The following is a 14617-nucleotide window of genomic DNA, read 5'->3' as shown; positions in this document are numbered from 1 at the left end:
CGCGGCATCTTTGTTAAACTACATATTTTCCTTCATAAACTGGCTGACTGCCTCATAAGCTGCTTCTTCGTCCTCGCCCTCAAAGGTCAGGGTTACTTCCTGTCCGTTCTTTACCGCCAGTCCCATGATACCGAAAATCTTTTTGCAGTCGCCGCTCTTTCCATCTTTCGCCAGCTTGATCGTACTCGTAAACTGTTTTGCCGCCTTTACCAGTTCACCTGCCGGGCGTGCATGGATTCCTTCCGGGTCTGTAATGGTATATTTAAACTCTTTCATGATGATGTTCTCCTTCTCATTATAACCTATTTTGATTGATTTGACCAAAAAATTTCTAATAAAGATTCACATTCCGTCAAAAAAAATTATTTATCTATTCTTCTACATTCTTCTTGAGAACTCCTAAGAGTACCGTCGAGATCGCCATGCCAACCACCAGTGCCAGCAGATAGAACAGCGGATTTCCCATGACTGGGAATACGAAGATTCCGCCATGCGGCGCCATCAGCGTACAGTTAAATAACATGCTCATCGCTCCCGCAACACCCGAACCGACGATGCAGGCTGGAAGCACGTGTACCGGATCGGACGCTGCAAATGGAATCGCGCCCTCCGTGATGAATGCCAGACCCATGATGAAGTTGGTCGGTCCTGCCTCGCGCTCTTCCTTTGTAAATTTCTTCTTAAACAGCATTGTTGCCAGCGCAATCGCACACGGCGGTGTCATACCGCCAATCATAACAGCTGCCATCACATCGTAGTTGCCGGAGGCGATTGCCGCCGTACCAAATACATATGCCGCCTTGTTGAATGGACCGCCCATGTCGATCGCCATCATCGCCGCCAGCACAAAACCAAGAATCAGCTTACTCGAACCACCCATGCTGCTCAGACCATTGTTTAACGCCATATTGATCGCGCCCATGACCGGCTCTACGACGAAGCTCATAACCAGTCCGATGAGCAGGACGCCCACAACCGGGTAAATCAGGACCGGAGCAATCTTTTCCAGTGCCTCTGGAAGATTCTCGCACGCTTTCCGAAGCGCCAGAATCAGATATCCGGCAATAAAACCTGCCGCCAGGGCGCCAAGGAAACCTGATTTTCCCTGAGAAGCAATCATGCCGCCGACAAAACCGACTGCCAGCGCCGGGCGGTCTCCGATCGCCATCGCGATGAAACCAGCCAGAATCGGGAGCATAAAGCCAAATGCCACACCGCCGACATTTTTAAACCATGCCGCCAGCGGGGTAATCGTACCAAAGTTTACACGCTGGTCGAGCGGAAGTGCATTCATATCCACACTGAAACCATCAATCAGAAACGCAATCGCAATCAGGATGCCGCCGCCGACTACAAATGGAAGCATGTGGGAAACACCATTCATCAGCTGCGTGTAAATCTGGTGTCCGACACTGCCCGATTTGCCGCCAGAGGCTGCCTTTGCCGGGCTGCTGTTTCCAGATGATGCTGCGTGGTAAACCGGTACCTCCCCGGACGCCGCGCGCTCCAAAAGCTCCGGTGCCTTGCTGATACCGTCCGAAACCTGACATTCGATCACTCGTTTTCCGTCAAACCGATCCATCGGCACCTGTGCGTCCGCTGCCACGATGATGCAGTCCGCCGCCTCGATCTCCTGTGCCGTCAGCACATTTTTTGCTCCGGCTGAACCGCGCGTCTCAACTTTGATCTTCCATCCCCTCGCGCGTGCCGCTTTTTCCAGGCCTTCGGCAGCCATGTAGGTGTGCGCGATACCGGTCGGACAGGAAGTAACCGCTAAGATCTTCGGTCCGGCTGTCTGTTCCGTCTCTGCACCCGCTTTTTGCGCCTGAATCTCCTGACCACCTGCCTGTGCGACATTCTCTCCATTTGTATCTGCCGCTTCTTCGCCGGAATCAGCCGCCAGTCTCTCATCGATGCCTGCCTGTTCTGCATCTGCCTTATCAATAATGGAAAGAAAGTCTTCCACCGAAGAGGCATTTCGCAGGGAATCTGAGAAATTCTCGTCCATCATGAGAACGGAAAGCTTGCTCAACACATCCAGATGTACGTTATCTTTTGTATTTGGCGCTGCAATCAGAAACAGCAGAGTGACCGGTTCGCCGTCCAGAGAGTCGAAATCCACGCCATTTTTGATGACCATCGCCGCCAGCCCCGGCTTTTTGACCGCATCACATTTTCCATGAGGAATTGCAATCCCCTCGCCGATACCGGTCGTGCTCTCTTCTTCTCTCGCATAAACCTGCTTGCGGAATGCCTCGACATCCGACAGCTTTCCGCTCGCCGCCATCAGCTCTACCGCCTTGTCCAGTGTCTCCGATTTGCTGGTGGGTGCCGCATCCAGCGATATACTTCTCGGATCCAGTAAATCAGTAATCTTCATATCTGTTGCCTCCCTATTTATGCCCGAATGTCAGGTATGCATTGCATATCCGGCAGTACATTCTGCCAGCTTCAAAAATGTCTGCATACAACCTCATCCGATTTTTGTGATTTTACAGTTCTCATACACTTTCTTTATCTCATCCTTCGTCGCCAGCTGCTCCGAAAAGGCGCTCGCGCTTCCAGCTGCCAGTCCCATGCGGAAGGCGTGTTCATAATCTCCGCTCTCCCCGTATCCGGCCAGGAAACCGGCTACCATCGAATCTCCGGCTCCGACACCATTTTTCAAGGTTCCCTTCGGCGCTTCCGCCGCATAGACGCTTCCATCCTCCGCCAGAAGAACCGCGCCCTTGCCTGCCATCGAAACCAGCACGTTGACCGCACCTTTTTCCTGCAGCTTCTTCGCATACGGAACAACTTCCTCCCGCTCCGAGAGCTTCACGCCGAAAATGTCTCCCAGTTCATGATTGTTCGGTTTGATTAAAAATGGATGGTGTCCCAGCACATTGAGCAGCAGATCCTTGGTCGCGTCCACAACAATCCGGACGTCCCTGCCATCCAGGCGCTCCATAATCTTCTGATAAATATCATCCGGCATCGACGCTGGAATACTTCCAGCCAGCACCAACGTATCATCCGCCCCCAGTCGGTCAAGCTGGGTCATCAGCGCATCCACCGCTTCCCGCGGAATCTTCGGTCCCCGACCGTTGATCTCAGTCCCGTCGATGGATTTCAGCTTCAGGTTGATGCGGGAGACTCCCTCATCCAGGGAAATAAACTCGGCTTTCACGCCCAGCTGCTCCACTTCCTTCCGAACCTCCTCGCCGACAAACCCGGCAGTAAAGCCAAACGCCGTATTGGCAATTCCAAGGTTTTGAAGGACCGTCGAAACATTGATTCCCTTTCCGCCCGGAAGCAAAAGCTCCGAATCCGTCCGGTTGGTCAGTCCGAGCTTAAAATCGCTCACTGACACAATATAATCTAACGATGGATTAAAGGTTACCGTATAAATCATAAGCCTTCATTCCTTTCTTATCTTGATTGATTCTGACTGTATTATAAAATCATTTTCATTCAAAATCAATCAAACTTATTCACAAACATGCTGCCTCTTTTTGGGTTATATTGCACAATTTTGATTTTTTATGATTGTTTTTGATTGATTGTTTCGTGTGAATTCCGGCGAAACGATTGCTGTCACTGATGGAATAGTGTTTCCAAAAACATCTTTTTTACTCAGCTTCATCTCCTCTTCTAATCGTAAAATCCGCCTTTGTTGACAAGGATTTCCCCATTTGCTATAGTAAATGAAGAATTTTGTAATATCTTTGTAATATTTCCAAGATGTTTTTATATCAGAAAGGATATACGATATGAACGATTCCCCTTTGAAACCTGCTTCTTCCAGGCGCAAAAAAATGGATAAAACAATGATGGCGATCTATTTCCTGATCCTTTTTATTGTGGCCGGGGCGGCTCTGCTGGCATTTCTATGCCTCTCTAAACCTTCTGATAAGAAGAACAACGCCGGCTCTGATCCTTCCATCGCTTCTTCCAGCACCTTAAAAAACAGTCATCAGACCGGCACCGATGCTAAAAGTACGGCGAAAGCCAAAATCAAAGAAGAAAAGCCGGTCGATCCGTATGAAAATCTCGCGGTCGCCAATGTGGATGATGCGCTGAACCTGAGAGAAAAACCAGATACAGATGCCAAGGTACTCGGCACCTGCTTCCGCGGAGGCGGCGGTACCATTTTAAAACGCAAAAATGGCTGGACAAAAATCCGCTCCGGTGGGCTGGAGGGATGGCTCAAGGACGATTATCTTGTATTTGGCGATGATATCAAGCCGCTCGCCAAAGAGCTCGGTCTCTATATCGCTACCGTCAGCACACAGACACTCCATGTACGTGAGGAAGCCAGCACGGATTCTGCCATCGTCGGTCTGGCTGCCGCGGAAGACTACTATCCTGTGCTGAGTCAGGAAACTGGATGGGTCAAAATCCAGCTTTCCGTTGACACCTCCGGTTACGTTTCTTCTGATTATGTCACAATCAGCGTCAAGCCAGGACGCGCAATCAGCATTGAGGCTGAGATGGCAGCGCTGGAGGCGGCACGACAGGCTGCTGAAGAAGCTGAGCAGGCATCCAGAGCCGCCGAAGAAGCCCAGATTGCAGCCGCGAAATCGCAGGCAGAAGCAAACGCAGCTAAAGGTTCCTCCCAGACTTCGGGAAAATCTGGAAATTCTGGAAGCTCTTCGAAAAAGAGCACGGCTGCACCAGCCGCAAAATCAGCCTACGTGATCTCCGCCTCCGAGAGCGACGTTTATCTGCTCTCCGCCTGCCTCACGATGGAAGCCAACGGCGGATCCTATGAAAGCTATCTGGCAGTCGGAAGTCTGATCGTCAACCGCGTCAAATCTGGCAAATGGGGCAAATCCATCTCCAGCGTTATCTACGCGGACGGACAGTTCCCAGGCGCGACCTCCGGCCTGCTTGACAAATATCTCGATAGAGGACCGTCCTCTACTGCCACCAAGGCGGCAAAGGCAGCGCTCGCCGGGGAGAATCAGATAGGCGACTACCTTTATTTTACCTCGACCAAATCAGCAAACTACGACAGCTACTCCAGCTATCAGGTGGTTGGTGGGAATTGTTTCTATAAAAAATAAAAGGCTTAAAAAGGCGGATTTAAACGCATTACATTAAACCTCATATACATTCCCATCGCCTTATGATATGATAATCATATCAGCAAAACATACAGGCAGAGGACACCTACTGTCCATACCTTATTGATAGGTACTCTCGGAGTCTTTCCTGCAAATCATCTCACAACATTAAGCACAGAAAGCTTCCGGGAGTCCATTGATTGCAAATGGAGGAAATTATGAGAAAATCAATTTATACTTTGATGGTTTCCACTCTCATCGCAGCCGCCAGCATGACCGCCTGCTCCAGCCAGCCGTCTGAAACAACTGCCGCTGAATCCACACAGGAAAACGATACATCAGCAGAAAGCAGCGATGCCAGCGAAACAACTACTGCCAGAGAAAAAGAAACCGCCCAGACAACGGATGCAGATCATGCAGAAGACGAGACTCTGAGTGAAAAAGAAATCACAGAACTTTACCGTGGTTTTGCCAGATCCCTTCAAAGCATCATCGCCAATAAAAATATGAACGATTTAGCCGAGCTGCTTGTCTATCCGTCCTACATCGGCATCGATGACGGGATTGTCGTAAATAACAGAACTGAATTTATGGCTCTCGACGCAGACAAGGTATTTACCGACGCGCTGATTGAGGCAGTCAAGACAGCCGATGTTTCTTCCAACGAACTGACCAAGGCAGGTTTCATCGTAGGCGATCCATCCGGTAAACCGGCAGTTACCTTTGGTCTGGACAAAGAGGGATCTATCGGTATCACAGCTATTAACTACTAATCAGAGATAAAATAGTGAAAAAGAGCGCCGCAACACTCACAAACCGGCTTTCCATTTCTGGTAAAACTGCTTCATGAGTGCCACAGCGCTCTTTTCTATGTTACAGCCAGACAACTGCATCCATCAATCCGGCTGACTGCTTCTTCTACATTATCCTTCAATCGCAATATATTTTTTCTGCTCGACTTCCGGTTTTGCTTCTTTCTTCGGAACAAAAATCTTCAAAATACCATGCTTAAATTCCGCCTTGATATCTTCCTCTGTTATATCATCACCGACATAGAAGCTTCTCGCACAGGAACCTGCGTAACGCTCTCTGCGGATGTAACGACCGGACTTTTTCTCCTTCTCGTCCTCATCCAGTCCCTTCGCAGCCTGAATCGTCAGATTACCATCTTCCAGGGAAATCGAAATCTCTTCTTTCTTAAATCCCGGCAGATCCATCTCCAGCTCATAGCCATCTTCCATTTCCTTGATATCGGTCTTCATCAGGTTCTGTCCATGGCGTCCATACAGCTTTTTCTCTATCTTCTGTCCGGCTTTATCATCATAAAACGGAAAATCATTAAAGAAATCATCAAACAAATTTTCTCCAAAAATACTCGGCATTAACATAAGTCATCTCTCCTTTTTTTCAGCTTACTAGCTGTTCATTATGTTTATAACCAACATTTTCGGAACCGGGACGGTCTGGGAACATTCCCGGAAGCGCTCAACCCTTTCTTTTTGCTTCCTCTTTGTTCCTCTTCCTTCGTTCTGGCTATGTTATAGCACTTTCCGTTAGCACTGTCAAGAGGTGAGTGCTAATTATTTGTGAATATTTTGTGAAATTGTCAATCCTTTTTCTCTCTATTGATACTGCCACACTAAAGAGGATAGGAGAATTCTTGCAAAGCATTGTTAAAAAAGTAAATCTCTAATATTATTCTTATACTATTTCATAATCAAAACCGTCGCCGTTCCCGAATTGGTCCATTTGATTGCATTTAAGTACGCATACTGGGACAGCACCAATCCCAGAAACGAGACACTTTGCACTCCTGTTTTATCAGGGATTGCAGTTCTTACATGGTTCATATCCATCTGCAATCACTTCATCGCGCGTACCGGTAAATTCCTGCCGGTTTGCCGCCTTCATCTGGGTGACAGATGTGCAGCTTGGAAGATGAAATTTTTTCGAGTTGGTATTGAGAATGTAGGTCTGAACCGTCGCGCTGCTTCCAGAGGATCCAGCGCCGCCTCCCGACGAACCAGCTGCTCCCGATCCAGCCGATTGATTCTGGCTGCTGCCATTTCCAACCGTTCCCTGTCCGGCTGTGCTTCCCGCACTTCCAGAGCCGTCCGCCCAGCTTTCTCCTGTCGCATAATCGATCGCAATACCCGGCTGGACATTATAGACGTACACGCAGAATAGCACTCCCTCGCCCTGATCCTCGACGGATTCCGCCTCCATCAGGACGCCGGAGGCAACCAGATTATTGCCCTCAAAAACCGGCGTTACGCGGTACATGACATGGTTTCCGGTTTCTTTCACATAATCGGCTGTCAGATTTTCAAATGGCAGCATTCCCTGTACGTTCAGATAGCGGGTTCCGGTAATCAGGTTTTTGACATTGGCATTCTCCGCCGTGAGCTGGTAGCCGATCAGATGACAGCGGTTATAGAGATACTTTCCATCCACATTGTCATACTTCGCCGTATGCCAGCCCGTCGGCTTGACTTCCCCGATCGAGCCGCGCTTCTCCGTCGGCATCGTGTCCTGCGAAACCGAAGCATATGCCACGCCGCAGCGCCCCAGGCTGTCCAGATCACTGTAACTCTCAAATGATACATCCGTCAGGTCCGCATCGGTAAAATACGGCACATTTCCATTGACCGCCACATACGGCTGACCGGAATATGCCGGTACATCCGCCAGATTAAATGACGTTCCCGAAGCAGAAGATACACGGTTTCCACCATTTTCTGACGATGACACCGCCTGCGAATCTCCGTCCGCACTTTCCGCCTGATTTTCCTCCGCGCTGACACTTCCGTTTCCATTCAGACTTCCCTCTGGAATCTCCTGCGCGCACGCTGAAACAGACAGCATCGCCGCTGCAGCCAGCCCCAGAAGCCACATTTTCAATTTTCTCATATGAATTTCTGCCTTTCCGTTTAAGCCTATCCCTTTCAGAGCCATGTAGATTTGTGCGTTCTGGCGCCTGATTTTCAGGTGCAGAACCGGCTCTTTTTTATATTTGACTTGTTTTTTATGTTTTTCTTACTCTTTTATATTGTACTTACTTTTTATGTATATTTTTTACCTGCGCACATACCGCTCTTCTGTGATTTTCTCATGCGAGGAACCCGCATATTCCTGCGTTTCTGCCAGCTTCCAGCTGCCCAGATCCATCTTAAAATACATATCTGCCGGATAATCCCGGTTCCAATGACAAAGAATCACTTCTTCGATCCGGCTCTCATACGGAACAACATCCTTGTCCTCGACAAAACAGTACTCTCCCGGCCCCGCCTTTTCCAAAAACGCTTCATCTGCCTGAATCTGCCCGGATTGCCCCAGTTGCCCGGATTGTTCCTGTTCTTTCGGCATATTTCCATTCACCTGTAAAAACTGTTTCTGGCTGTATGCATTCATCCACAGTTTTTTCCCACCTGTCAGCTCCAGAATACGCTTTCTAAGCACGCGGTCCTGGCTCTGCCGTCTGTGATTGAACATCATGCCGTTCTGATTATCCACACATACAATTATCTTCATCTCTCTTTTTCTCCCTTTTTCTATCTGCTGTACGCTTCATGTTTCCCAAGGAATCAAAGCAAGCGTCAGCTCCTCCATCCAGGTCCGCAGATTGGGACGCCTGACTGCCAGCGTGTTGACAATCACCGATCGTACACGCACCGGCATCGTTTCTCCTTCTTTTACCAGCCTGCTCACATCGTTTATGACATAAAAATTGCCATTCTCATATCCCAGATACATCATCACATGTCCCGGAAAATATAGAAGTGTGCCTGGTTCTAATGCTCTTAAAATCTGCTTTTTTTCTGAGCAGCGCCGCCCCGCCAGCTCTATTTTTCGAACTGGCATCTGCAGCTGACCGGTCGTATTGCGAGGCAGGATCCATCCAAAACAGCGGTACACTTCCCGGATATAGGAAGAACAATCCCGACTCTCCAGCATTCCGCCCCAGCCGTAGCGGTCTCCCAGACACTTGAACGCCTGTTTAATAATCTCCTCATTTGTCAAGCTCAAATATCCCACCGATACGTCCCGGCTCATCGGAATCAATCCTTTTTGCCGGAAGAAACTGCCATCCGGGGCGCGGCATGGAAGCCAGACGATGTAATTATTCCAAGACAGTCTGTTCTGTACACTCTGTTCTTCCTGTGCTTCTGTTGTCTCTATTACCGCTCCTGTCCCTTTTATTCTGTTTGTTTCTATTGTTTCTTTTATCTCTGGAATTCCTTCTTCCACGCACAATTCCAACACCGTCCCCATCCGAAGCCGGTATGCACTGGTTCCCGGATAGACTGCACTTGCTTCCAGCCAGACCATATCCCCTGTCACTACTAACGGATGGATCGGAAATGCCGCCATCAGCCATTCCGCCCGGTTCCGACAGACTGCCACCGACTCTGCCGATATCCAGCCCTCGCTGCATTCATTCTGGACATACAGATAACCCTCCTCCTGCACCGAACCCAAAATCAAAAGCGGTTCCCCGACCATACAGAGACAAAGTGCTGCCTCATCCCACTCCGGATCGGATGGATCCTCCTCATCAGCTAAAAAAGTCTCCATCGGAAACTGTTTGATCAACCCCTGTGAAGTCGCGATTCCATATTTGATATGAACATTTTTATCCACGGAATTTTGAGCATCACGCACAGTCCAATTTATCCCCTGTATCCCAAATGATAAGAAATTTCCACACCATTTATCATAAACAACTCTCTCTTCTTTGGCAAAGGCTTCATTTTTCAAATCATGCATTTCCGTTCCATATGTCCGTAAAATCCGTGCATTCAAATTTTCAATTTCTTCCGGCGTCATTTTTACTGATTCTGACACATTTTCTATATCGATCCAATGCTCTGCCTGGCATTGTTCCTTCGAAACATCTGGTGCGAATGATAAAAAAGACGATCTCATATGAACTGATCCAAAACAGCCTGCTTAATTTTCGTATCTTTTATATGATGCATCTTCCTTTTTTATACACAATAAGGAATCGGCAACCTCCCCAGCTGGCGCCTCGTCGTTTCCGAAAGTGCCCCCAGCTGACTGACCAGCAAATCCATCAGATCCTCGCCGTCCATGGCATATCCACTCTAACTCACATTACTGATACTCAATCACATACCAAATCCATAACTGCCTCTTGCGTCTCACATTCCCACAAAAGGCATCTGCTTCCACGATTGATCCCCAGATTTAGTAATTCTCCGCATGGATCTCGAAATAAGCCTGCGGATGTGCGCATACCGGACAAACTTCCGGTGCTTTCTCGCCTACTACGATATGACCGCAGTTGCGGCATTCCCATACCTTCACTTCGCTCTTCTTAAATACTTCCTGTGCTTCCACATTGTGAAGCAGGGCACGGTAGCGCTCTTCATGGTGCTTTTCAATCTCCGCTACCATACGGAATTTCGCTGCCAGTTCCGGGAATCCTTCTTCCTCAGCCGTCTTGGCAAATCCATCATACATATCTGTCCACTCATAGTTCTCGCCGTCTGCAGCAGATGCCAGATTCTCTGCGGTATTTCCCAGACCGTCTAATTCCTTAAACCACATCTTTGCGTGTTCTTTCTCATTGTCTGCGGTCTTTAAAAAAAGGGCGGAAATCTGCTCAAATCCCTCTTTTTTTGCCTTGGATGCAAAATAGGTATATTTATTTCTTGCCTGTGATTCACCAGAAAAAGCCTCCCTCAGGTTCTTTTCCGTCTGGGTTCCTGCATATTTGTTAGCCATTGCATTGTCCTCCTTTTAATTGCATGAAAACAGTTCATCTTTTCTTTCTATTATAGCACGCTTGAATGTTTTTAATATGTTTTTCAAAAGCATTTTTTTCCAACATCCAGACAAAAACAGGGATATCAGACGTTCAAATCTGATATCCCCGTTTCTTTTCTAAATAGGAATCTACTACCTACCGCTTCCCCTACGCCTCATCAATCGCATGCCCGATATCATGGCGCATATATTTGTTAGCGAAATCGATCCACTCGGTCGCCTTGTATGCGTTGGCGCGCGCCTCTTTCAGGTCTTTGCCCTTTGCAGTAACGCCCAGCACTCGACCGCCGTTTGTCACGATGTCGCCGTCCTCATCAAACTTCGTGCCCGCGTGGAATACATAGTATCCGTCTGCATCCTTGAACTTCTCCAGACCGTGAATCTTGAAGCCCTTTTCATATTTCACCGGATAACCATCCGACGCCAGAACAACACAGACTGCCGCATTGTCCTCAAATTCAAGCTCAATCTGATCCAGGGTTCCGTCGATACATGCCTCAAAGACTTCCACGATATCGTTCTTCATGCGCGGCAGGACAACCTGTGTCTCCGGATCGCCGAAACGCGCATTGTATTCCAGCACCTTCGGACCATCTTCGGTCAGCATCAGACCGAAGAAAATGATGCCCTTGAAGGTACGTCCTTCCTTCTTCATCGCGTCAACCGACGGCTGATAGATGTACTTTTTGCAGAATTCGTCTACTTCTTTTGTGTAGAACGGGCTTGGCGAGAAGGTTCCCATACCGCCTGTATTTAAGCCCTGATCGCCGTCCAGCGCCCGCTTGTGATCCTGGGAGGAAGTCATAATGCGGATCGTATCGCCATCGACGAAGGAAAGGACAGAAACCTCGCGTCCTGTCATGAACTCCTCGATGACCATCTGATTGCCGGCAGAACCAAACTTCTTGTCCTCCATGATCTCCTTGACGCCTGCCTCTGCTTCCTCTAAAGTATTGCAGATCAGAACACCTTTTCCAAGTGCCAGACCATCTGCTTTCAAAACGATCGGCATCTTAGCGCTCTGTAAGTATTCCAGCGCCTTGTGCGGATCGGTAAAAGTCTCATAGGCTGCGGTCGGAATGTTGTATTTCTTCATCAGATCCTTGGAAAATGCCTTCGATCCTTCCAGAATCGCCGCATTTTTTCTCGGTCCAAATACACGCAGTCCCTGTGCCTCGAACACATCCACGATACCGCCAACCAGCGGATCGTCCATGCCAATCACGGTCAGATCAACCTCATGCTCTTTCGCAAATGCCGCCAGCTTATCAAATTCCATCGCACTGATCGGCACACACTCTGCATACTCTGCGATTCCCGCATTGCCCGGTGCACAATAAATTTTATCTACCTTCGGACTCTGAGACACTTTCCATGCGATCGCATGCTCACGTCCGCCGCTGCCAACGATTAAAACTTTCATGTTCTTCTCCTTATATTCTTCCGTTTGCAATCGCATCGATCGCCTGCGGAAGCAGTACCCACTCTGCCTGTTCCATCACGCGCTGCTGCAGCGTCTTCGGCGTATCATCCGGCTGCACCTCTACGGCTTTCTGGAAGAGGATCGGACCGGTATCGGTTCCCTCATCCACATAGTGAACCGTCGCGCCCGTCACCTTGACGCCGCGCGCCAGTGCCGCCTCATGCACCTTCAGTCCATAATAGCCGACGCCACAGAAGGACGGAATCAGGGACGGGTGGATATTAATAATTTTATTTCTGTATGCCTCGATCATCGCCGCCGGAATCTTCACAAGAAATCCAGCCAGAACGATGAGATCCGGCTTACACGCCTTGACGGTCTCTAAAAGCGCCTCATCGAATGCATCTCGCGTCTCATACGCCTTCGGAGTCACAACAAACGCCGGGACACCGTGTTTTTTCGCGCGCTCAATCGCATAAACGCCCTCATTGTTGCTGATAACCGCCACAACTTCTGCGTTCGTGATCTTGCCGTTATCAACCGCATCCAGGATTGCCTGCAGATTTGTACCGCCGCCAGACACCATTACAACGACTCTTAGCATAATGTTACTCCCTTTTCTCCTGCCTCAATGGAACCGATGATGTACGGTGTATCGCCAGCGGACTTCATTGCCTCCATCGCACGCTCTGCATCAGCCGCATCGACTGCTACAACCATGCCGATACCCATGTTGTAGGTATTGTACATCATATGCTCCTCGATATCGCCTTTCTTCGCCAGCATACCAAAGATTGGCGGAATCTGATAGCTGTCTTTCTTGATGACTGCGCGGACACCGTCTTTCAGCATACGCGGAACATTCTCATAGAAGCCGCCGCCTGTGATATGGCTGCACGCTTTCACAGTCACGCCTGCATTCTTCACTGCTTTCAGCGCCTTTACATAGATACGGGTCGGTGCCAGAAGGGCCTCGCCAAGCGTGGTTCCCAACTCCTCATAGTAGGTCTCCAGCCCCTCTTTGTTAAGTTCCTTCTCAAATACCTTGCGGACCAGGGAGAAACCATTGCTGTGAACGCCGGTGGATGCCATACCGATCAGTACATCACCCGGTTTCAGGTTTTCGCCGGTAATCATGTCTTTTTTATCAACCACACCGACAGCAAAACCAGCCAGATCATAATCTTCCTCCGGCATCAGTCCCGGATGCTCGGCTGTCTCGCCGCCGATCAGAGCTGCCTCCGACTGTAAGCAGCCTTCTGCAACGCCTTTTACGATATCCGCGATCTTTTCCGGATAGTTCTTGCCGCAGGCAATATAGTCCAGGAAAAACAGCGGCTCGCCACCTGCACATGCAATGTCGTTGACACACATCGCAACCGCGTCGATACCGATCGTGTCATGCTTGTCCATGATGATCGCCAGTTTTACCTTGGTACCACAGCCGTCCGTACCAGATAAGAGAACCGGATCTTCCATCTCTTTAATCTTTGCCAGGGAGAATGCACCGGCAAAGCCGCCCAGACCTCCCAGCACTTCCTCACGCATCGTTTTCTTTACATGCTCTTTCATCAGTTCTACCGACTTATAACCAGCCTCAATATCTACTCCGGAATTCTTGTAATCCATGGTTTTCCTCCGTATGTCCTTGTTTATATTTTTTGTTTTTATTTCTGTGCCAGATACTCTTTATGTCCCAGCTTCTGTAATTTCTCATCCTTACCGGCTACTTCATTCTTCATCTCCTCGGAGTATGCCTTTAATTTCGCTAACAGCTCCGGATCGGAAGTTGCCAGAATCTTGGCTGCCAGAATACCCGCGTTCTTGCCGCCGTTGATCGCTACCGTTGCAACCGGAATACCGGATGGCATCTGTACGATCGAATACAGAGAATCAACTCCGCCTAAATCCGAGGTTTTCATCGGAATACCGATTACCGGCATCGGGAACAGTGCCGCGCACATACCCGGCAGATGTGCTGCCTTGCCAGCACCTGCAATGATAACCTTAAAGCCTTTCTCCTCAGCGGATTTTGCATAGTTAAAAAAGATGTCTGGCTCACGGTGTGCAGAAATGATTGTCATTTCATAATCAATCCCCATCTTGTCCAGAAAATCTGCTGCCTGTGCCATGATCGGCATGTCCGAATCGCTTCCCATTACAATTCCTACTTTTGCCATCGTTCATTCTCCTTTTCTCTGCATTGTATTTATTAGTTCTACTTATAAGTAATTTGAATAAAAACAGCCTTACTTATTAGTAATGATACTAGGTTTTTCATGGCAAGTCAATAGTGTTTCGAGAATCCTTCAAAATTTCGTCATACGTTCTCATGTGGCGCTTCCTGTTCCAAAAT

14 protein-coding genes are annotated in these 14617 nt (G+C 48.8%); 2 read left to right on the top strand and 12 right to left on the bottom strand.

Going from position 1 to position 14617, the window contains the following annotated elements; genetic code table 11:
* Window positions 1-18: 18 nt before the first annotated feature.
* The 3 genes from DW931_RS05895 to pfkB all read right to left on the bottom strand — a co-directional run bounded on the left by DW931_RS05895 (window position 19) and on the right by pfkB (window position 3394).
* Window positions 19-276: an HPr family phosphocarrier protein gene (locus DW931_RS05895; protein ID WP_022359198.1), complete on the bottom strand. Its 258-nt coding sequence runs from the start codon at window positions 274-276 to the stop codon at window positions 19-21.
* 94 nt (window positions 277-370) lie between these two features.
* A complete protein-coding gene (locus DW931_RS05890; protein ID WP_118482361.1) occupies window positions 371-2380 on the bottom strand; it encodes a PTS fructose transporter subunit IIABC in 2010 nt (669 codons plus the stop codon).
* A gap of 93 nt (window positions 2381-2473) precedes the next feature.
* On the bottom strand, window positions 2474-3394 hold the full coding sequence (gene pfkB / locus DW931_RS05885; protein ID WP_118524616.1) for a 1-phosphofructokinase: 921 nt from the start codon (window positions 3392-3394) through the stop codon (window positions 2474-2476).
* Between the two features lie 403 nt (window positions 3395-3797).
* On the opposite strand from pfkB, the gene DW931_RS05880 reads away from it, so the two are divergent.
* Window positions 3798-5048, top strand: a complete 1251-nt coding sequence (locus DW931_RS05880; protein WP_243015348.1) for a cell wall hydrolase — start codon at window positions 3798-3800, stop codon at window positions 5046-5048.
* Window positions 5049-5266: 218 nt separating this feature from the next.
* Complete coding sequence (locus tag DW931_RS05875; protein WP_118482360.1) at window positions 5267-5821, top strand: hypothetical protein; 555 nt, start codon at window positions 5267-5269, stop codon at window positions 5819-5821.
* 150 nt (window positions 5822-5971) lie between these two features.
* Here DW931_RS05875 and DW931_RS05870 read toward each other — a convergent pair whose 3' ends face one another.
* From DW931_RS05870 to purE, 9 genes are all read right to left on the bottom strand, one after another.
* Window positions 5972-6436 carry an Hsp20/alpha crystallin family protein gene (locus tag DW931_RS05870; RefSeq protein ID WP_118472111.1) on the bottom strand — a complete coding sequence of 155 codons (465 nt, stop codon included), beginning with the start codon at window positions 6434-6436 and terminating at the stop codon, window positions 5972-5974.
* 433 nt (window positions 6437-6869) lie between these two features.
* On the bottom strand, window positions 6870-7958 hold the full coding sequence (locus DW931_RS05865; protein WP_118482370.1) for a DNA/RNA non-specific endonuclease: 1089 nt from the start codon (window positions 7956-7958) through the stop codon (window positions 6870-6872).
* Between the two features lie 165 nt (window positions 7959-8123).
* Window positions 8124-8579, bottom strand: a complete 456-nt coding sequence (locus DW931_RS05860; RefSeq protein ID WP_118482359.1) for a ribonuclease Z — start codon at window positions 8577-8579, stop codon at window positions 8124-8126.
* A 36-nt stretch (window positions 8580-8615) separates the two neighbouring features.
* Window positions 8616-9893, bottom strand: a complete 1278-nt coding sequence (locus tag DW931_RS05855) for an NlpC/P60 family protein (RefSeq protein ID WP_207664440.1) — start codon at window positions 9891-9893, stop codon at window positions 8616-8618.
* A gap of 363 nt (window positions 9894-10256) precedes the next feature.
* The gene (gene rbr, locus DW931_RS05850; protein WP_118482357.1) at window positions 10257-10796 is read right to left on the bottom strand and encodes a rubrerythrin; all 540 of its coding nucleotides are present in this window, start codon (window positions 10794-10796) and stop codon (window positions 10257-10259) included.
* A 190-nt stretch (window positions 10797-10986) separates the two neighbouring features.
* Window positions 10987-12261, bottom strand: a complete 1275-nt coding sequence (purD, locus tag DW931_RS05845; RefSeq protein ID WP_118626922.1) for a phosphoribosylamine--glycine ligase — start codon at window positions 12259-12261, stop codon at window positions 10987-10989.
* 10 nt (window positions 12262-12271) lie between these two features.
* Window positions 12272-12865 (bottom strand): phosphoribosylglycinamide formyltransferase, encoded by a 594-nt coding sequence (purN, locus tag DW931_RS05840; protein WP_118467813.1) that lies wholly within the window; start codon window positions 12863-12865, stop codon window positions 12272-12274.
* A complete protein-coding gene (gene purM / locus DW931_RS05835) occupies window positions 12859-13890 on the bottom strand; it encodes a phosphoribosylformylglycinamidine cyclo-ligase (protein ID WP_022359210.1) in 1032 nt (343 codons plus the stop codon). The genes purN and purM overlap by 7 nt, the downstream gene beginning before the upstream one ends.
* A 38-nt stretch (window positions 13891-13928) precedes the next feature.
* Window positions 13929-14441, bottom strand: coding sequence for a 5-(carboxyamino)imidazole ribonucleotide mutase (gene purE, locus DW931_RS05830; RefSeq protein WP_107000367.1), 513 nt, complete (start codon window positions 14439-14441; stop codon window positions 13929-13931).
* Between the last annotated feature and the right edge of the window lie 176 nt (window positions 14442-14617).

The organism is Clostridium sp. AM43-3BH (genome assembly GCF_003479985.1).
Lineage (GTDB): Bacteria > Bacillota > Clostridia > Lachnospirales > Lachnospiraceae > Otoolea > Otoolea fessa.
Note: the sequence above shows the minus strand (reverse complement) of the source record. Positions and strands in the feature narration are given on the sequence as shown.